The 18,553-nt window shown below is 72.5% G+C and carries 15 protein-coding genes and 2 riboswitches; of the genes, 10 read left to right on the top strand and 5 right to left on the bottom strand.

From position 1 onward, the window contains the following. Positions 1 to 28 precede the first annotated feature (28 nt). Both Q1K33_RS00450 and Q1K33_RS00455 read left to right on the top strand, forming a co-directional pair. Complete coding sequence (locus Q1K33_RS00450; protein WP_300399707.1) at positions 29 to 1,774, top strand: phospholipid carrier-dependent glycosyltransferase; 1,746 nt, start codon at positions 29 to 31, stop codon at positions 1,772 to 1,774. 134 nt (positions 1,775 to 1,908) lie between these two features. After that, positions 1,909 to 2,346, top strand: coding sequence for a PPOX class F420-dependent oxidoreductase (locus tag Q1K33_RS00455; protein ID WP_300399708.1), 438 nt, complete (start codon positions 1,909 to 1,911; stop codon positions 2,344 to 2,346). A 15-nt stretch (positions 2,347 to 2,361) separates the two neighbouring features. On the opposite strand, the gene Q1K33_RS00460 is transcribed toward Q1K33_RS00455, so the two are convergent. Then, positions 2,362 to 3,135, bottom strand: a complete 774-nt coding sequence (locus Q1K33_RS00460; protein WP_300399709.1) for a hypothetical protein — start codon at positions 3,133 to 3,135, stop codon at positions 2,362 to 2,364. A 204-nt stretch (positions 3,136 to 3,339) separates the two neighbouring features. Between Q1K33_RS00460 and Q1K33_RS00465 the strand changes: the two genes are divergently transcribed. After that, positions 3,340 to 5,745 carry a PEP/pyruvate-binding domain-containing protein gene (locus tag Q1K33_RS00465; RefSeq protein WP_300399710.1) on the top strand — a complete coding sequence of 802 codons (2,406 nt, stop codon included), beginning with the start codon at positions 3,340 to 3,342 and terminating at the stop codon, positions 5,743 to 5,745. Positions 5,746 to 5,758: 13 nt separating this feature from the next. Here Q1K33_RS00465 and Q1K33_RS00470 read toward each other — a convergent pair whose 3' ends face one another. Beyond that, positions 5,759 to 7,498 carry a family 16 glycoside hydrolase gene (locus tag Q1K33_RS00470; protein ID WP_300399711.1) on the bottom strand — a complete coding sequence of 580 codons (1,740 nt, stop codon included), beginning with the start codon at positions 7,496 to 7,498 and terminating at the stop codon, positions 5,759 to 5,761. Positions 7,499 to 7,733: 235 nt separating this feature from the next. On the opposite strand from Q1K33_RS00470, the gene Q1K33_RS00475 reads away from it, so the two are divergent. The 4 genes from Q1K33_RS00475 to Q1K33_RS00490 all read left to right on the top strand — a co-directional run bounded on the left by Q1K33_RS00475 (position 7,734) and on the right by Q1K33_RS00490 (position 11,505). Then, on the top strand, positions 7,734 to 8,144 hold the full coding sequence (locus Q1K33_RS00475) for a low molecular weight phosphatase family protein (protein WP_300399712.1): 411 nt from the start codon (positions 7,734 to 7,736) through the stop codon (positions 8,142 to 8,144). A 45-nt stretch (positions 8,145 to 8,189) separates the two neighbouring features. Beyond that, positions 8,190 to 8,388, top strand: a riboswitch (cobalamin riboswitch). A 128-nt stretch (positions 8,389 to 8,516) separates the two neighbouring features. Next, complete coding sequence (locus Q1K33_RS00480; protein WP_300399713.1) at positions 8,517 to 9,311, top strand: nitrite reductase; 795 nt, start codon at positions 8,517 to 8,519, stop codon at positions 9,309 to 9,311. Then, on the top strand, positions 9,308 to 9,991 hold the full coding sequence (locus Q1K33_RS00485; RefSeq protein WP_300399714.1) for a precorrin-8X methylmutase: 684 nt from the start codon (positions 9,308 to 9,310) through the stop codon (positions 9,989 to 9,991). Before Q1K33_RS00480 ends, Q1K33_RS00485 begins: the two co-directional genes overlap by 4 nt. Then, positions 9,991 to 11,505 carry a precorrin-2 C(20)-methyltransferase gene (locus tag Q1K33_RS00490; protein ID WP_300399715.1) on the top strand — a complete coding sequence of 505 codons (1,515 nt, stop codon included), beginning with the start codon at positions 9,991 to 9,993 and terminating at the stop codon, positions 11,503 to 11,505. The genes Q1K33_RS00485 and Q1K33_RS00490 overlap by 1 nt, the downstream gene beginning before the upstream one ends. Here the strand turns inward: Q1K33_RS00490 and Q1K33_RS00495 are convergent. Genes Q1K33_RS00495 through cbiE form a run of 3 tightly spaced genes read right to left on the bottom strand, consistent with a single transcriptional unit; the run spans position 11,498 to position 14,339 of the window. Next, on the bottom strand, positions 11,498 to 11,911 hold the full coding sequence (locus Q1K33_RS00495) for a tetratricopeptide repeat protein (protein WP_300399716.1): 414 nt from the start codon (positions 11,909 to 11,911) through the stop codon (positions 11,498 to 11,500). The genes Q1K33_RS00490 and Q1K33_RS00495 overlap by 8 nt on opposite strands. A gap of 23 nt (positions 11,912 to 11,934) precedes the next feature. After that, complete coding sequence (locus Q1K33_RS00500; protein ID WP_300399717.1) at positions 11,935 to 12,720, bottom strand: SAM-dependent methyltransferase; 786 nt, start codon at positions 12,718 to 12,720, stop codon at positions 11,935 to 11,937. Then, entirely contained in the window at positions 12,717 to 14,339 is a 1,623-nt protein-coding gene (gene cbiE / locus Q1K33_RS00505) for a precorrin-6y C5,15-methyltransferase (decarboxylating) subunit CbiE (RefSeq protein ID WP_363319608.1), read from the bottom strand. The genes Q1K33_RS00500 and cbiE overlap by 4 nt, the downstream gene beginning before the upstream one ends. A gap of 14 nt (positions 14,340 to 14,353) precedes the next feature. After that, positions 14,354 to 14,511: riboswitch (cobalamin riboswitch) on the top strand. Between the two features lie 24 nt (positions 14,512 to 14,535). Between cbiE and Q1K33_RS00515 the strand changes: the two genes are divergently transcribed. The 3 genes from Q1K33_RS00515 to Q1K33_RS00525 are packed head-to-tail and all read left to right on the top strand — an operon-like array spanning position 14,536 to position 18,544. Beyond that, on the top strand, positions 14,536 to 16,581 hold the full coding sequence (locus Q1K33_RS00515; protein WP_300399718.1) for a VWA domain-containing protein: 2,046 nt from the start codon (positions 14,536 to 14,538) through the stop codon (positions 16,579 to 16,581). Next, positions 16,581 to 17,195, top strand: coding sequence for a cob(I)yrinic acid a,c-diamide adenosyltransferase (cobO, locus tag Q1K33_RS00520; protein WP_300399719.1), 615 nt, complete (start codon positions 16,581 to 16,583; stop codon positions 17,193 to 17,195). Before Q1K33_RS00515 ends, cobO begins: the two co-directional genes overlap by 1 nt. Then, entirely contained in the window at positions 17,192 to 18,544 is a 1,353-nt protein-coding gene (locus Q1K33_RS00525) for a cobyrinate a,c-diamide synthase (RefSeq protein WP_300399720.1), read from the top strand. The genes cobO and Q1K33_RS00525 overlap by 4 nt, the downstream gene beginning before the upstream one ends. Positions 18,545 to 18,553 lie beyond the last annotated feature (9 nt).

The raw sequence follows: 18,553 nt of genomic DNA on the forward strand, positions 1-18,553 counted from the left end.
CTCGATCATGTCAGTACAGTTTCGCTCCGTGACCGCGCTCGACGACCAGCCCGCCGAGGGTCTGTCGTCGACGGCCGACGGCCGCGCCGTGCCGACGGCGTGGGAGCGGGTCCGACGCCGTGCCGCAGCGCTGGAGGACCGGCGCGCCGGGTGGCTGGCGGCGGTCGCGGTGACGCTGTTGGCCTTCGGCATGCGGGTGTGGGACCTCGGCACGCCGCGTCGCTTCGCCTTCGACGAGACGTACTACGCCAAGGACGCCTGGTCGATGGCCAACCACGGCTTCGTGCGCAACTACCTCGACAAGGTCGGAGACCTCAAGATCGACCAGGCGATCCTGGACGGCAGCACCCAGGGGATCTGGGACGACGGCCCGTCGATGATCGTGCACCCCGAGGTCGGCAAGTGGCTCATCGCGCTGGGCGAGAAGGCCTTCGGGATGGATCCGTTCGGCTGGCGGATCGCCTCGGCGGTGATCGGGTCCCTGATGGTCCTGGTGCTCATCCGACTCACCCGGCGCCTGACCGGGTCGACGCTGCTCGGGCTGGTGGCCGGGCTGCTGCTGGCTTTCGACGCGCTGCACTTCGTGCTCTCCCGCCTGGCGCTGCTCGACATCTTCCTGGCCTTCTTCCTCCTGTGTGGCGTCTCCTGCCTCGTCAACGACCGCGACTGGCACCGCGCCCGGCTGGCCAGGTTGCTCGATCCTGCCGCCCCTCCGGGTCGGGGCCAGTGGGGACCGGTGCGAGGTGTGCTCTGGCGACCGTGGTTGCTGCTCGGCGGGATCAGCTTCGGGCTGGCGCTCGGCACCAAGTGGACGGCCGCCTACCCGTTGGCGGCGTTCGGGATCCTGGTGTGGGTCTGGAGCGCCGGGGCCCGGCGCTCCTTCGGGGTGCGCTGGTCACTGCTGCGCGGCGCGGTGGCCGACGGCCTGCCGGCGTTCCTCCAGCTGGTCGTGGTCGCCTTCCTCGTCTACGTGGCCACCTGGACCGGGTGGCTGATCCACGCCGACGAGTACGAGCAGGATCTCTCGAGCACGCAGTACACCGGCTTCCTCGAGGAGCGTCCGTGCACCGGCTCGGGCGAGGACCGCGAGACCGACAACCTGAGCGACGACGACGCCCGATGGTCCACGGCCACCGAGCCGGATGCCAGCGGCCTGGGCGAGGTCTGGCAGTCGCTGCGCTCCCTGGCGAGCTACCACCACGACGTCTACATCTTCCACACCCACTACCTCAACTGCAGCAACCATCCCTATCAGTCGGCGCCGTCCGGCTGGCTGCTCGACAACCGCCCCGTCGGCGTGGCCACCGAGCTCGACGTGCAACCCGGCGAGCAGGGCTGCACGGCCGCCGAGGGCTCGGTCTGCTACCGCCAGGTCCTGCTCATCGGGACGCCGATCCTGTGGTGGGGAGCCTGCCTGGCCCTGATCGCCGCAGCCGTCCTGTGGGTCGGCACCCGCGACTGGCGCTTCGGGGTCGCCGTCGTCGGGACCCTCTCGACCTGGCTGCCCTGGCTGCTGTACGACGAACGGCCGATCTTCCTCTTCTACGCGATCGCGTGCCTGCCCTTCATGGTCGTGGCGATCGCCCTGGTGATGGGCAAGCTGATCGGGCCCTCCCGGCTGCCCTCGACACGGCGCACGGTCGGCGTCGTCGTCGCCGGGTCGTTCTTCGTCCTGGTCCTGCTCAACTTCGCCTATTTCTACCCGATCCTGTCCTTCGACGTGATCCCGCGAGCCTCCTGGCTCAACCGGATGTGGTTCAACCGCTGGATCTGACGCCGACCCGTCACACATGGCCGACGGGTCGACCCGATCGACGCCGACCCGTCACACATGGCCGACGGGTCGACCTGATCGACGCCGACCCGTCACACATGGCTGACGGGTCGACGCGGCTATACGGTGAGGCGATGACCTCGTGGACCCCGGGCTGGGGCTCGTTCCCTGCGCCGCTGCTGGACTTCTGGACCGAGCGCCACCTCTGCACGCTCACCACGCTGCGCCCCGACGGGCGCCCGCACGTCGTACCGGTCGGGGTGGCGCTGGACCACGAGCAGGAGTGCGCCTGGGTGATCACCTCCGGGTCGTCCCGCAAGGTGCGCAACCTGCTGGCCGCCGGGTCCGACGGCTCCCCGGTGGCCGCGTGCGCGGTCGACGGTGCGCGCTGGTCGACCCTCGAGGGCGTCGCGACCGTCCTGCACGATCCGGCCTCGGTCGCTCGCGCGTGTGAGAGGTACGCCGCGCGCTACCGCGTGCCGCGGGACAACCCGGCCCGCGTGGCGATCCGGATCTCGGCGAGCCGCTTCACCGGGTCGGCCTCGCTCCTGGAGCCGGCCACCGGCGGCTGAGCGCCGAAGGAACGATCAGTCGGAGGCGCTGTCCCCGGCCGGCCCGGTCTCGCACGAGTTGGCGAAGGCCAGCAGGTCGGCGGAGTCGAAGTGCGAGGGATCCTCGTGGATACCGCTGGCGGGGAAGTAGGAGACGTCCACCCCGCGAGCGTCGAGCTGGGAGACCAGGGCGCCGCCGTTCTCGTCGATCGGCACCCACGGGTCGTCGGGCGAGGCGACCACGCGGTAGCGCACCTCCGCTGGCAGGTCGGCCACGTTGCGCACCGGGTTGCGGTCCTCCGGCACGACCGGGCCGTAGGCCAGCTGGATGAACTTGGTCGCCGTCGGCACCTCGTCCATCCGGTTCAGCGAGATCGCCGGCTTCACGCCGTACCAGCAGGTCGGCGGGGTGGCACCGTGGAGCATCGCGTTGAGCGAGGTCGCGCCGCCCATGGAGCCGGAGACCCAGAGCGAGACCGGCATCCCGACCCGCTCCTCGGCCCACTCCGTCAGTCGCACGGTGTCGTCGGTGGTTTCGTCGTTGCCCCAGGCCTGCAGGTGGAACTCCGAGGAGGCGATGGCGTAGCCCTCTCGGGTCAGGGTGCGCAGGAAAGGGCCGTCGATCTTGTCGTTGACGCCGCCGCCCTGACCGTGGAACCAGATCACCAGGCCCTTGGGCTGCCCCGAGCCCGTCGGCAGGGTCAGCCTGACGTCCTCGCCGTTCAGGTTGTCGCGCACCACCGAACCGGCCGTCTCGCCGCTGGCTCCGGCGGTCAGGATGGTGACCAGCACGGCAAGAGCTGCCACCACGGCCACCCGCATGTGCCGTCTCCCCCGGTCGTTGGGCGCCCTGGGCGCCGATGTACGCGACGCTGCGAAGTGTAGGCGGTGGCGTCCGCGACACGCGATTCGCACGGGTCGCAGGGGATGTCACCGTTGACACGGTGTGAGCAAATTCATACGGTCTCTTAGGTGTCGCGGTCGGCGACCTCGAGCGGCATGAGTGGAGTAGACGTGACCCAGCAGAATGTCGCCGAGGCCGGCGGCGTGATCCTCTCGCTCGACCAGGTCCGCGACGCCTCCGTCGGCGGCAAGGCCTACGGCCTGGCGAGACTGGTCGGCATGGGACTCGCCGTCCCCCCGGCGTTCGTGATCCGTGACGCTCGGAGGGGCGCCTACCCCGAGGACCTGGACGAGCACCACCGTGCCCTGGGCAACACCACGGTCGCGGTGCGGTCCTCCGCCCAGGGGGAGGACGGCGCGGAGGCCTCCTTCGCCGGGCAGTACGAGACCGTGCTCGGCGTCGCCGACGGCCACGAGCTGCGCGACGCCATCGACCTCTGCGTGGCCTCCGCGGCGACGGAGCGGGCGAGGAGCTACCAGGCAGACACGCTGGAGGGCGGGTCGGTGAACATGAACGTCGTCGTGCAGCGCATGGTCGACGCGGCGGCCGCCGGAGTCGTCTTCACCGCCGACCCGGTCAGCGCCCGACGCGACCTGCTCGTCATCGACGCCGTCGCCGGCCTCGGTGAGGCGCTGGTCAGCGGCGAGGCCACCCCCGACCACTACGGAGTCACCCTGGACGGTCGGATCGTCGGACGCGAGCTGGTCGGTGACGCGGCGCTCCTGAGCGACGAGCAGATCATGGAGATCGCCCAGCAGGCCCGCGCCGCGGCCGCGCACGAGGACCGCCCGCTGGACCTGGAGTGGGCCATCGACCAGTCAGGGGCGTTGTTCTGGCTGCAGGCCAGGCCGATCACGACACTTCCGGCCGACCTCAACGAGTTCGACTCGGTCCTTCCCCGCCCCGACGACGTGCTCACCATCAGCAACGTGAGCGAGATGATGCCGGGGGCGGTGTGTCCCCTGACGATGTCCTTCACCGGATGGGGCATCGACTACGGCCTCCAGCACATGCAGGTCAGTGTCGGAGCGCGTCACGAGATCGACCCGACCTGGCAGGTGACCGCCTCGGCGTACGGACACCTCTTCCTCAACCTCAGCGGCAACGTGGTCATGTCCGCCGCCATCCTCGGCTCCAACGCCGACCAGACCGCGCAGACGATCTGTGGTCGGCTCGTCCCCGAGCTGACCGACCCACCACCGCTCCCCCTCGCTCGACGGGTGCTCAACACGGCGAAGCTGCTGCGCTACTGCCTCAGCGCCCCTCGTGTCGTGGAGGCGTTCGGCCGCGACCTCGCGGAGTTCTCGATCCGCCCCGGCCGAGACGCTGCGGAGTCGTGGAGCGAGATCTCGGGCAAGCAGCACTTCTTCGACCGCTGCATGGCCGTGCACATCCAGTCCTCGGCGCTGTCGGGCTTCTTGTGCTCGATCGTCGAGAACATGGTCTCGGGCTCCTCCAACGCCAGCACGGTCGCCGAGCAGGCCGAGGCCGTGCGCCTGCTCGCCGGCGCGAGCGGTGTCGAGAGCGCGGTGATGCTCGACGAGCTCGACGAACTGCTCGACTCCGTGGCCGCCCATCCCCAGGCACTGGTCGAGTTCGTCGACCCGAGCGTCGAGTCAGCACTCGCCTGGCTGCGCGCCGACCCCGCCCTGGCCCGCGACCTGGAGCTGTTCCTGGAGCGCCACGGTCATCGCGGCTACCGCGAGCTGTGCGTGCGCGACCCCGCGTGGCGCGAGGACCTCTCACCCCTGGTGCAGAGCATGCAGGCCGGCGTCCACGCCAGGTTGCTCACCGGTGGCCGGCGCGAGATCAGCACGGAGGTCGTGGACCCCGCGACGCTGAGCCGAGGCCTGCGCCGGATCCTGCCCAAGGCCCACAACGCGATCCGCCGGCGCGAGCACACCAAGTCCCAGCTGGTCGAGGTCGCCCACCGCTTCCAGCTGGCCTTCCGCCACCTCGGGGAGCAGCTCGCTGCCGAAGCGACCCTCCCGGACGCGGACCTCGTCCACTTCTTCACCACCGACGAGCTGACGCCGTTCATCGCGAGCCCGACGCACGCCGCCGTGCAGCAGGCGCAGGCGCGTCGCGCCGCGCTGGAGCACCAGCAACGCTTCGAGTTCCCCGAGATCTCGGTCGGGCTGCCGCACCCGCTGGAGCCCCAGCTGCTCGACGTCAGCGACGGGGTGCTCCAGGGGCGTCCCGCCTCCCGCGGAGTGGTCGAAGGGGTCGTCCGGGTGGCGCACACGCTCAACGAGGCTGCCCGGCTGTCCCCGGGCGAGATCCTGGTGACCCCCATCACCGACATCGGGTGGACGCCGTACTTCTCCCTCATCGGTGGTCTCGTGACCGACCTGGGCAGCTCGGTCTCGCACGGGGCGGTCATCGCCCGCGAGTACGGGCTCCCGTGCGTCGTCAACGCGCGACAGGCGACCCGGTTCCTGCACACCGGCGACCGGGTGCGCCTCGACGGAGACGTGGGAAGCGTGACGCTGCTCGAGGCCGCCGGCCAGCCGTGATCCCGGAGGCGGGCTACCTCCGCCTCTTCTTCGCCTTCTTCACCGCGATCCTCTCGGCCACCGTGACGGACTCGCTGAGGGCGTCGCCGAGGTAGGTGACCGTGGCGCGGGCGGCCCCGGCCTTCCTGAACCGCTGGAGCTTGATGATCGCTCTGCCGTTCTCCAGGGTGGCGACGTAGCGCTTCTTGCCGATGTTCTTGGCGATCCGCACCCGCACCTTGCCGGTCGGGGAGACGATCCCGTCCTTGACGGCGATCATCAGCCTGGCCTTGGTCTTCTTGGCCACGACCTTGCGCGGTCGGACCTTGACCCTCAGAGCGGGCGTCGCCTTGACCACCTGGATGCTCGACGCCGGGCTCGTGCTGGGCCTGGTCGTGTCGTCCCCGAGGTAGCGGGCCTCGAGCGAGACAGCTCCGACGACGTCGAAGGGTCCGACGAGCGCCGTGGCGACACCGTCGACCAGCGGCACGGTGGTGGCCGGGGCATCACCGAGAGCCAGCTCGACGTCACCGGTCGGCGTCTCGCCCGCCGACGTGACCTCCACCGAGACCGACACGGAGTCGTGCTTGACCGTCGCGGTGGCCGGCGCCGCGACCACGGACGTCGTCGAGTCCAGCAGGTCGGGCTCCACGCCCGCCTTCACCTGGATGTCCCGGAAGTCCACCTCGTCGATGAAGCTGCGGTTCTGCAGTCCGACGAAGCCGCTGTCGACGTCGCCCGCCTGTGTCTCCAGCGCGTTGATCGACGTCCCGTTGAGGAACACCTCCACGGACGAGTCCGTCAGCTCGACGGTGAAGGTGTTCCACTCCCCGAGCGGTCGTACGGCGGCCGCGACCGCGCTCGCGTCAGCGGGCTGAGCGCTGCTCCCCGTCGGCTCGATCGCCCCGGTGTCGGCACCGATCGCGATGCCGAGGCCGCCCACGGGGTTGGCGCCGCTGCGACTGCTGGAGGCCAGGAAGACCTTCGAGTCGTCGTTCGCCCCGTCACGGCGCCAGTCCAGCTCCAACGTGTAGGGCCCTGTCTGCGCCTCGGTGAGCCACTGGGCCCCGGGGCCTCGGAAGCTGCGGATGGAGCAGTCGGTCTGGCGTCCGAAGCCGCCGGTGCCGGCCTTGCGCCAGGAGTCGAACGACGCGAACGTGCCGTCGAACAGGCCCACGTAGCCGGGCTTCACAGGCGTGGCCACGCACGGGTCCGGGGCGGTCCCACCCACTTGGATCGCGTCGAAGTTGAGCCGGCAGAAGTCGACGCCGCGGTCGCACTGGATCGCGAGCGTGTTGGCACCCTGGTCGAGCTGGACGTCGTACTGCACGAAGCGCCAGGCCTCCCAGTTCTCGAAGCTGGTCATCGGGAAGCTCATCTGCTGGCGGGCACCGCCGTTGGTCAGCAACCCCATCGACCGCGTGACGTTCTCGTCGGGGCCCAGCGGGCCGGCGGCGTAGCGCACGTAGACGGGGTAGGTGCCCGCGGCCGGGACGTCCACGCTCATCGTGGACGTCATCCCGGTCTCGCGGAACGTGTAGGACCCGGTGCCGGAGAAGTTGCTGTGGTCCCCCGAGTTGAAGGCCGGCGGGCCTGCCGCGCCTCCACTGATCTCACCGTCCTCGACCTCCACCCAGGCGACGACCTCGTCGCCCACGGCCGCCGGGGAGGCGGTCGCGCTCCCCTGCCCGAGGAGCGGCAGGGTGAGTCCCCAGGCGAGCGACAGGACCAGCACACCACCCAGCGCCGCCGATCTGGGTCGGGCAGTCGGCATCGATGACCGTCCCGCGGCGCCTCGTCGGACGGACCTGTGCAGTACGGACATGGGACTCCTTGGCTCGGTGACGGTCCGTCGGGACCTCGCGAGTCCGTCCGGCCGGTCGAACGTATGACGCCGATCACACATAGTCAAGAATCTCGTCCATCATCTTGATCATTTGGAGCGGCTAGTTCACATAGGCGAACCCTTGCGACATCGGCTGTTCACCCGGGGCGCCTACCGTGAGCTCATGCCCGACAAGCCCAAGGTCCTGTTCGTGTGCGTCAAGAACGGTGGGAAGTCGCAGATGGCTGCCGGCCTGATGCGCCACCTCGTCGGGGACCTCGTCGAGGTCGAGTCCGCCGGGACCCGACCCGGCCCCGGGCTCAACCAGCAGTCGGTGGAGGCGCTGCTGGAGGTGGGCGTCGACATCAGCGCCGAGACCACCCAGCCCGCCACCGCCTCGCTGCTCATGGCGGCCGACGTGGTCGTGACCCTGGGTCGCGAGGCGCGCGTCGACGTGCCGACCGGCACCCATGTCGAGAACTGGGACACCGACGAACCCTCCGACCGCGGCATCGAGGGCGCGGAGCGCATGCGGTTGGTCCGCGACGACATCGCGGCGCGAGTGCGGGTGCTGGCGACCGAGCTGACGCCCTAGCGGCGGCGGCCGGCGCGGCACCCCCGGCAGCCCGGCCCCATGGGTTGGTAGCCTCGCCGTGCCAGTCATGAGGGAACCCGGTGCGAGTCCGGGACTGACGCGCAGCGGTGTGGGTGACGGGCGGAGCAGAGCGGGCACATCGGCACCACCGTGTCCGGCAGTCACTGGGTCGAGTCGGCCCGGGAAGGCGCTCCGTGCCGGAAGATCTCGAGTCCGAAGACCTGCTGGCCCTTGCGGAGGACCCCGCGAGGCGAACGAGGGCGACGCGTACCAGCCCGAGCCGCCGAGGACGTCGTGCTTCCCGATCCAGTCACCTCCCCCAGGTCCCACCCCACTCGCCCCAGGTCGCGCCGTGACCTCTGCCCCGGAGTCGTGCGCCCCTGGCTCGCCGATGACGGTGCCCTCGTCCGGGTCCGGCTGATCGGCGGTCGGCTCGCGGCCGACTCGCTCGCCGCGCTCTCCAGCGTCGCGCAGCAGCACGGCGACGGCGACGTGCACCTCACCGGCCGCGCCAACCTGCAGCTGCGCGGGCTCCCCCACGAGGCAGGGCGGCTCCCGGAGCACGTGGTGGCCGCGATCGAGTCGACCGGCCTCCTCCCGAGCCGCAGCCACGAGCTGGCCCGCAACGTGATGGTCTCGCCCTCGACCGGGCTCGTCGGAGGTAGGACCGACCTGCGACCGGTCGCCGCAGAGCTCGACCGGCTGATCTGCGCGACGCCCCGTCTGGCGGCTCTTCCTGGCCGGTTCCTCTTCGTGCTCGACGACGGTCGCGGCGACCTCATTGACCGAGCACCCGATCTCGGGCTGGTCGTCGTGGACGCCGGCAGCGCCCAGGTCCGCCTCGGCGGCAGCGGTTGGGGCGAGGTCGTGCCGCTGCGTGCCGCGGCGGACGTCCTCGTCGTCCTCGCCTCGAGATTCCTCGACCTCCGGGGGGAGAGCGCGTCTGCCGCCTGGCACGTCGACGAGGTCGGCATCCCCCTCGCAGCGCCGCAAGCCCGCGACCCGCGCGCCGAGGTCCACCAGGCACCTCTGCCGTACGGACCCGACCACGTCGCGGCACCCGACGGCGTCCTCGCTCCGGACCTCGTCGCCCGCCTGACGGCCCCTGGCCACGACCTCGTCGTCACACCGTGGCGTGGCGTCCTGATCACCGGAGGAGCCCGATGACCGACCCGACCCCTCCCTCCGTCCTCGCACCGCCCCGGCGTCGCTTCGACTACGTCGCCGACGGCCCGGCGATCTACGCCGACTCGTTCGCGACCATCCGCCGCGAGAGCGACCTGCGCGGCGTCCCCGCCGACGCCGAGAAGATCGCCGTACGGATGATCCACGGCAGTGGTCAGGTCGACCTCGTCGAGGACCTCGTGATCCACCCCCGACTCGCGTCCGTCGGCCGCGCGGCTCTGGCTGCCGGAGCGCCCATCCTCACCGACGCCCGGATGGTCGCGATGGGCATCACCGCCGGGCGCCTCCCCGCCGACAACGAGGTGCGCTGCCTCCTGACCGACGAGCGGGTCCCGGCGCTCGCCCAGGCCTGGGGCACGACGCGCACCGCGGCTGCCGTCTCCTTGTGGGAGCCGCACCTCGAGGGCGCGGTCGTGACGATCGGCAACGCCCCGACGGCGTTGTTCCACCTGATGGAGATGCTCGCGGACGGCGCTCCGCGACCGGCGGCCATCGTGGGCTGCCCGGTCGGCTTCATCGGTGCGGCAGAGTCGAAGCAGGCACTCGCGTCCTTGGCGGGCACGCACGGCATCGACGTCCCGTTCGTCACCGTGCGTGGCAGGCGCGGCGGGTCGGCGATGGCCTCGTCCGCGGTCAACGCCCTGGCCTCGGAGGTGGAGTGATGACCGGCCGCTTCACGTGCGTGGGCCTGGGTCCCGGCGACCCCGAGCTGATCACGATCAAGGCCGCCCGGATCATCGGCGAGGCCGACGTCGTCGCCTACCACGCAGGCGTCCGCAAGCAGTCGCACGCGCGCCGCATCGCCGCCGACCTGCTGCCCGACGGGGTCCTCGAGGAGGAGCTGCGCTACCCGGTGACCACCGGATCCACCGACCACCCGGGCGGGTACGCCGGCGCGATCACCGCCTTCTACGAGGCGTCCGCGGCGCGACTGGCCGTACACCTGGAGGCGGGCCGGCACGTCGTCCTGCTGGCCGAGGGCGACCCGCTCTTCTACGGGTCCTCGATGTACATGCACGACCGGCTGGCCGACCGGTTCCCCACCGAGGTCGTGCCAGGGGTGCCGTCGTTCTCGGCAGCGACCGCGTCGGCGGCGCTGCCGCTCGTGCGCCAGACCGACGTCCTCACCGTGCTTCCCGGCACCCTGCCCGAGCCCGAGCTCGCACGACGCCTGGCCGACACCGACGGGGCGATCATCATGAAGCTTGGCCGCACCTTCCCTGCCGTGCGCGGCGCGTTGGCCGCGGCCGGCCGCCTGGACGACGCGGTCTACGTCGAACGTGCCTCGCATCCCGACGAGCGCCGGCTGCCCGTCGCCGAGGTCGACCCGGCGTCGGTGCCGTACTTCTCGCTGATCGTGGTCTCGGGAGACTCCCGGCGCCCCTCGTCGCGACCCGCACCCCTGCCGGCGACCCTGCTGGCGACCCTGCCGGCGACCGAGCCCGAGCCGGCCGGCGAGGTCCTGGTCGTCGGGCTCGGCCCGGGGCCGGACCGCTGGCTCACGACCGAGGTCACCGACGCGTTGGCGGAGGTCGACCACGTGGTCGGCTACGCGCCGTACGTCGATCGCGTGCCGCAGCGCGCCGGCCTGACCCGGCACTCCTCGGGCAACACCGTCGAGCTCGACCGCGCCCGCCACGCGCTCGAGCTCGCCGCTCGGGGCGAGCGCGTGGCCGTGGTCTCGGGAGGCGACGCCGGGGTGTTCGGCATGGCCACCGCCGTCCTCGAGGTCGCCGACGAGTTCCCGCAGGTCCGGGTCCGGGTGCTGCCCGGCATCAGCGCCGTGCAGGCCGTGGCCGCCCGCGCCGGTGCACCGATCGGCGGCGACTTCGCCGTCGTGAGCCTCTCGGATCGCCTCAAGCCCTGGGCCGTGATCGAGCAGCGGCTCCGCGCGATCGCCTCCGCCGACCTCGTCCTGGCGATCTACAACCCGGCCTCACGGTCGCGACGCGAGCAGGTGGTCGCGGCCCAGAAGCTGCTGCTCGAGGAGCTGCCCGCCGATCGACTGGTCGTGGTGGGCCGCGACGTCGGCCGCGCCGAGGAGTCGCTGACCGTCACGACCCTCGGCGCGCTCGACGCCGACAGCATCGACATGAAGTGCCTGGTCCTGGTCGGCTCGTCGGCGACGTCGCGCACCGCGGCGGGCCAGGTGTGGACGGCCCGATCCGTCAGGTGAGCGGCTCCATCAGGAGCCGCTCGACCCGCAGCACCGCCACCTCGTGCTCGACGTCGCCGCTCATCGCGGCGGCCAGCCGGTAGTGCGGCAGCGCGTCGGCAAGCCGCGACTGCCGCTCCAGGGCACGCCCCAGGGCGTAGCGAGCCCAGGTGTCACCCGGGTCGTCCTCGACGAGCCCACGCAGCTCGGCCTCCGCCTTCTGCAGCTGCACGCGGATCAGGTAGGCCCAGGCGCGCAGGCTGCGCAGCCCGCGGTCGCTCGGGTCCGCGGCGATGGCGGGGTCCAGCAGCTCGAGCGCCTCGCGCGGAGCGCGCGAGGCGAGCAGTCCGTGGGCCGTGCGGTACGTCGACGTCTCGGCGCCGAAGCCCGGGCTGAAGGTGACCGACGGGGCGGTGAAGTCGCTCATGCGGTCTCAACAACGCGTCTGCCTCAGGGCTTCCCACCTGGGTCCTGCACCGTCCGTGGAGCTCGTCGGTCCCGGTCGGTCGAGTAGAGGAACGACTCCCCCGCCGCTGCGTCGTCGCGGTGCAGGGCGCGGCCGACGAGGATGACCGCCGCCTGGCGCAGCCCGGCGTCCTCGACCTGCTCGGCGATGTCACCGACGGTGCCGCGGAGCACGAGCTCCCCGGGCTGGCTGGCGCGGTAGACCACGACGACGGGACAGCCGTCGCCGTACTCGGGAGCCAGCTCCGCCATCACCTCCCGCACCCGCGCGATCGCCAGGTGCAGCGCGAGGGTGGCGCGGGTCGCGGCGAAGGCCGCGAGCGACTCGGTCTCGGGCATCCTGGTCGAGCGGGCCTGCGCACGGGTGAGCACCACCGACTGCGCGACCAGCGGCACCGTGAGCTCGCTGCCGACCAGGGCCGCGGCCGCGGCGTAGGCGGCGACGCCCGGTGTGACGTCCCAGGGCACGGCGGCGGAGTCCAGGCGGCGGGTCTGCTCGGCGAGCGCGGAGTAGACCGACGGGTCACCCGAGGTGAGGCGTACGACGTCCTGGCCGCCGCGGTGGGCCTCGACCATCACCGCGACCATCGCGTCGAGGTCGAGGTCCTGGGTGTCGACCAGTCGGGCGCCGGCGCGCGCGTGGTCGAGCACCTCTGCGTCGAGGTAGGTGCCGGGGTAGAGCACGACGTCGGCGGCACCGAGCAGGGCTGCTGCGCGCAAGGTGAGCAGGTCTGCGGCACCGGGGCCGGCCCCGACGAAGTGGACGGTCATGGCCGGCTCCTGGCACAGGTCCAGCTCCACTGCACGACCGGCCGAGCCGGCTTCCATCCTCGGAAGCTGCCGATCGCATCCGCATGGTCGACGGACAGTCGCGTCAGCTCGCCGCCGAGATCCCCGTGCAGCTGCGCGAGCAGGACCTCGGTCTCCAGGGTCACGCCGTGCACGACGAGTCGACCTCCGGGACGGAGCCGGTCGCGGCACAGGACGAGCAGTCCCGGGGTGGTGGCTCCTCCGCCGACGAAGATCGCATCGGGGTCGGGCAGGTCGTCGAGCCCGTCGGGCGCTCGAGCAGTGAGCACCCGGAGGTCGGGCACGCCCAGGGCCGCGGCGTTGCGGGCGATCCGACTCGCGCGATCGTCGTCCGACTCCACCGCGATCGTGCGACACGTCGGGTGGGCCCGCATCCACTCGATCCCCACGGAGCCGGCCCCGGCGCCGACGTCCCAGAGCAGCTGTCCGGGTTGCGGCGCGAGCCGGGCCAGCGCCGAGGCTCGCACGTCGCGCTTGGTGAGCTGGCCGTCGTGCTCGTAGGCCTCGTCCGGCAGGCCGGCGCTCCAGGGTCCGACCACGGAACCGCGGCAGTCGAGGGCGACGACGCTCAGCGCGGGCGACGTCGCCTGCCAGGTCTCGGCGGTCGCCTCGGCGCGCGACTCGTCAGCGGATCCGAGATCGCCCAGCACGGTCATCGTCGACTCCCCGAAGCCGGCTCCGCTCAGCAGCCCCGCGATCACCGCAGGGCTGGTGGAGTCGCTGGACAGCACGAGCACCCGGCGCCCCGGCGCGAGCTCGCGGAGCACCGTCTCGTGACGGCGTCCGACCACGGTCACGACGGCGGTCTCCTCGGCGCTCCACCCCATCCTGGCCCTGGCGAGCGCGACCGACGACACCGCCGGGACCACGTCCACCCGGGCGGCGCCGAAGCGACGCACCAACGTGGTCGCGACGCCGGAGACGAGGGGATCCCCGCTCGCCAGCACCAGCACCGGCCGCCCGGGGAAGTCATCGACGACCTCGACGCCGAACGGCGAGGGCCACGCGCGCCGTACCTGGTGATCGACGGGCGGGAGCAGGTCGAGGGTGCGCTCGGCCCCGACGACGACCGGGGCCTCGGCGACGCGACGCCGTACGACGCCCGGCAGGCCCGCCCAGCCGTCGGCGCCGATCCCGACGACGGTGATCGGTGAGAGCGCGGGCAGGACGTGGTCGCGCAGCAACGGCGCGATCGGCGCCCCGAACCCGTCGAGGTCGGCGGGGTCGAGCCAGCGCAGCTCCTCGATCTCGCCGGACACGTGGGGCTCCCCGGCCAGCGGCGCGGTGAACACGGTCGAGTCGACGAGGTGGCCGGGCTCGTTGGCGGCGTCGGCGACGAAGTGGCCGAGCGGGCGGACCTCGTCGAGGTCGAGGCCGACCTCCTCCGCCGTCTCGCGCAGGGCTGCTTGCGCGGGTGTCTCCCCGGGCTCGATCTTGCCGCCGACCAGCATGAACGACTCCGTCCCGCGCTTGCGCACGGTCAGCACCCGCCCGCTGGAGTCGCGCAGGCAGACCGCGGCGACGACGAAGGTCGGAGGCGTCGCGTCACGCGATGGCTGCGGGGCCGGCGGGGAGGGCACGAGCCGTGACGCTATCGTCGTCGACGCCACGAGGTGCCCCGAGGGTCGACAGCCCGACGGGAGAATCTGGGAAGCCGGTGAGAGTCCGGCACAGGCCCGCTGCGGTGACCCGGACGTCGTCACGACGTCGATCCGGGAAGTCCGAAGACCGGCCTCGTGGCTCATCCATCCGATGGCGGACGAGCGGGAGCCTCACATGCCAGCGTCACCGAACCACCCGACCACTTTTCCCAGCGCGACCCTGCCCTTCTCGGCGGTCGTCGAGGCCGGGGACATGTCCTTGGCCCTGGTGCTGACGACGATCTCGCCCGCCATCGGCGGCGTCCTGGTGCGCGGCGAGAAGGGCACCGCCAAGTCGACGATCGTGCGCGCGCTGGCGGGCGTCCTGCCACCGATCGAGGTAGCCGCCGGTGACGCGTTCAATCGCCAACCCAGCGAGGTCGACGGCGCGGCGGGCGAGGAGCGTGCCGTGCGACTCGTCGAGCTGCCGGTCGGGGCCACGGAGGACCGGGTGCTCGGATCGCTGCACCTCGAGCGGGCCCTGTCGGCCGGCGAGACGCACTACGAGCCGGGCCTGCTCGCGAAGGCGCACCGCGGGATCCTGTACGTCGACGAGGTCAACCTGCTGCACGACCACCTCGTCGACCTGCTGCTCGACGCGGCGGCGATGGGCCGCTCCACGGTCGAGCGCGACGGGGTCTCGGTCTCCCACGCGGCGCGCTTCGTCCTCGTCGGGACGATGAACCCCGAGGAGGGCGAGCTGCGACCGCAGCTGCTCGACCGGTTCGGGTTGACCGTCGAGGTCGCCGCGCCACGCGACCCCACGCTGCGGGTCGAGGTCGTCCGACGCCGGATGGCCTTCGACGCCGACCCGGTCGCCTTCAGTGCCGCCTACGCTTCGCAGGAGGCCGAGCTCACCGAGCGGATCCAGGCCGCGCAGTCGCGGGTCGGTCAGGTCGTGCTCGGTGACGAGATGCTGATGCGGATCGCCCAGCTGTGCGCCGCCTTCGACGTCGACGGAATGCGCGCCGACATCGTCACCGCCCGCACCGCCGTGGCCCACGCCGCATGGCACGACCGCACGGAGGTCACCCTCGACGACGTCCGCGCCGCGGCTCGGCTGGCCCTGCCCCACCGGCGTCGGCGCAACCCCTTCGACGCTCCCGGGCTCGACGAGGACCTCCTGGACGAGGTGCTGGGCGACGACGACCCGGACCCCGATCCCGACGGCGGCCCGGACGGGCACGGCGACCCGGTCGAGGACCCGTCGGACGCGTCGGGCACCGGGGAGTCCGGCAGCGCCGACGCGAGCCCCGCTCCCCCGCCGCCCGGCGGGGGGTCGGATGGAGCGCAGCCCGAGCGCGGGACCAGCGGCAACGACGACGACGACCGCACCGTCGCCGCCGCAGGCACGCCGTACCGTGCCCGGCTGTTCACCGTCGCCGGCACCGGCGCCGGGGAGGCGGGTCGGCGCAGCCGCGCGCTGACGGAGTCCGGGCGCCGGATCGGTGCCGCCCCGGGCAGCGGGGGTGCGATCCACCTGCTGGAGACGCTCCGCGCCGCCGCGCCGTACCAGCGGTCGCGCGGTCGCACCGAGGGACCGCTGCGGTTCCGCGGCGGCGACCTGCGCGTCGCGACGCGCGAGGGACAGGAGTCCAACCTGGTGCTGTTCTGCGTGGACGCCTCCGGCTCGATGGCGGCGCGCCGGCGGATGGAACAGGTCAAGACCGCGATCCTGAGCCTGCTCCTCGACGCCTACCAGCGCCGCGACAAGGTCGGTCTGGTCACCTTCCGCGGCTCCGCTGCCGACCTCGTGCTGCCGCCCACACACTCCGTCGACATCGCCGCGCGACGGCTCGACGACCTGCCTGCGGGTGGGCGGACCCCCCTGGCCGAGGGACTGCTGGAGGCGGGGCGGGTGCTCGGCCTCGAGCGGATCCGCGACCCGCGCAGGCGCCCGCTGCTGGTGGTGGTCACCGACGGCCGCGCCACCAGCGGCCCCGACGCCGTACGGCGTTCGCAGCAGGCGGCCGGTCTGCTCGCGGCCGCGCACGTGTCCTCGCTCGTCGTCGACTGCGAGGCCGGAGCGATGCGGCTCGGTCTCGCCGCCATGCTCGCCCAGCACCTCGGCGCGGAGCACGTGCCGGTCGGTCAGGTCAGCGCCGGCGACCTGACCAGCGCGGTCGCCTCGGCCACCGCCGCCACCAGCTCGAGGGCGTCGACGGACGGGCGGGTGGCCTGATGCCGCAGGGCAAGCCGGACGCGGTGCCGGACGACGGCCTGACGACCGCGCAGCGCCGCAGCCTGCCGCTGCTGATGGTCAACACCGGCGACGGCAAGGGGAAGTCGACGGCCGCCTTCGGGCTGGCGATCCGCGCGTGGAACCAGGGCTGGGACGTCGGGGTCTTCCAGTTCGTGAAGTCGGCCAAGTGGCGGATCGGCGAGCAGACGGTGCTCGAGCGGCTCGGCGAGCTGCACCGGAAGTCCGGTGAGGGCGGGCCCGTCGAGTGGCACAAGATGGGCGCGGGCTGGTCGTGGTCGCGCAAGGCCGGCGAGGAGGCCGACCACGCCCGCGACGCGGCCGAGGGCTGGGCCGAGGTCAAGCGCCGGATCGCCGAGGAGCGCCACGACCTCTACGTGCTCGACGAGTTCACCTACCCGATGGAGTGGGGCTGGGTCGACGTCGACGACGTCGTCGCGACCCTGCGGGACCGGCCCGGACGCCAGTACGTCGTCGTCACCGGTCGTCGCGCGCACCCCGCCCTGGTCGAGGCCGCCGACCTGGTGACCGAGATGACCAAGGTCAAGCACCAGATGGACCGCGGCCAGAAGGGCCAGCGAGGCATCGAGTGGTGAGCGCCCTTGCCCGGCTGGTGATCGCGGCTCCGGCGACCGGCCAGGGCAAGACCACGGTGGCCACGGGGCTGATGGCAGCGCTCACCCGTCGCGGACTCGAGGTCAGCGGCCACAAGGTCGGTCCCGACTACATCGATCCCGGCTACCACGCACTGGCGTGCGGCCGACCCGGACGCAACCTCGACCCGCACCTCGTCGGTGAGGAGCGCGTCGTACCCCTGCTCCTGCACGGCGCGGCCGGGGCGCACGTCGCGATCGTCGAGGGCGTGATGGGCCTGTACGACGGCAGGGTCGGCGGCGCGGGCTTCTCCTCGACCGCCCACGTGGCCGCCCTGACCCGCACGCCCGTGGTCCTCGTGGTCGACATCGCCCGCTCCTCGCGCTCCATCGGAGCGGTCGTGCACGGCATGGCGACCTGGGACCCGACGGTCGAGGTGGTGGGCGTGATCCTCAACCAGGCCGGGTCAGTGAGACATGCCGACGAGGTGCGCTCCTCCATCTCCCTGCCCGTGCTCGGTGCGATCCCCCGTGACGAGCAGATCTCAGCGCCGTCGCGCCACCTCGGGCTGGTGCCGGCCGCCGAGCGGGGTCTCTCGGCCGCTGCCCTCGACCGGCTCGCCGACCAGGTGAGCACCCACGTCGACCTGGACGCCGTCCTCGCCCTGGCGGCGACGGCGCCCGACCTCGACGAGCAGGCCTGGGACCCGGCGGCCGAGGTCGCCCCCGTCTCGGGGCGGCCGGTGGTCGCGATGGCCGGCGGGCGCGCGTTCACGTTCCGCTACACCGAGACCGAGGAGCTGCTGCGTGCGGCCGGGTGCGAGGTCGTGGCCTTCGATCCGCTCAACGACGGGGCTCTGCCCGCCGGCGCCACCGGGCTCTACCTCGGCGGCGGGTTCCCCGAGGTGCACGCGGCCGCGCTCACCGACAACGAGCCGCTGCGCCGCGAGCTCGCCAGAGCGGTCGGCGACGGCCTACCGACCGTGGCGGAGTGCGCCGGCCTGCTCTACCTGTGCGACACCCTCGACGACGCTCCGATGCTCGGCGCGCTGCCGGTCACCGCAGCGGCCGCGATGAGCGAGGGGCTGACCCTGCGCTACCCCGAGGCCGAGGCGCTCGTCGACTCGGTGATCACCCGCGCCGGCGAACGGGTCACCGGACACGAGTTCCACCGCACCCGCGTGGCCCCGGAGGCGGGGCCGTCACCCGCCTGGCTCATCGACGGCACCGAGATCGGCTTCGCCTCACCCACCCTGCACGCCTCCTACCTGCACACCCACTGGGCCGGCCATCCGCAGCTGGCGCAGCGGTTCGCCGATGCGTGCGCTGATCGCGGTGCGGCCCGTGGTTGAGGTGAGTCC

This window comes from Nocardioides sp. (assembly GCF_029937575.1).
GTDB lineage: Bacteria > Actinomycetota > Actinomycetes > Propionibacteriales > Nocardioidaceae > Nocardioides.

Coding starts and splice junctions, on each gene's coding strand:
- Q1K33_RS00455 (WP_300399708.1), top strand. CDS start 1,909: ATGACCTCGTGGACCCCGGGCTGGGGCTCGTTCCCTGCGCCGCTGCTG.
- Q1K33_RS00470 (WP_300399711.1), bottom strand. CDS start 7,498: ATGCCGACTGCCCGACCCAGATCGGCGGCGCTGGGTGGTGTGCTGGTC.
- Q1K33_RS00475 (WP_300399712.1), top strand. CDS start 7,734: ATGCCCGACAAGCCCAAGGTCCTGTTCGTGTGCGTCAAGAACGGTGGG.
- Q1K33_RS00485 (WP_300399714.1), top strand. CDS start 9,308: ATGACCGACCCGACCCCTCCCTCCGTCCTCGCACCGCCCCGGCGTCGC.
- Q1K33_RS00490 (WP_300399715.1), top strand. CDS start 9,991: ATGACCGGCCGCTTCACGTGCGTGGGCCTGGGTCCCGGCGACCCCGAG.
- Q1K33_RS00495 (WP_300399716.1), bottom strand. CDS start 11,911: ATGAGCGACTTCACCGCCCCGTCGGTCACCTTCAGCCCGGGCTTCGGC.
- Q1K33_RS00500 (WP_300399717.1), bottom strand. CDS start 12,720: ATGACCGTCCACTTCGTCGGGGCCGGCCCCGGTGCCGCAGACCTGCTC.
- Q1K33_RS00515 (WP_300399718.1), top strand. CDS start 14,536: ATGCCAGCGTCACCGAACCACCCGACCACTTTTCCCAGCGCGACCCTG.
- cobO (WP_300399719.1), top strand. CDS start 16,581: ATGCCGCAGGGCAAGCCGGACGCGGTGCCGGACGACGGCCTGACGACC.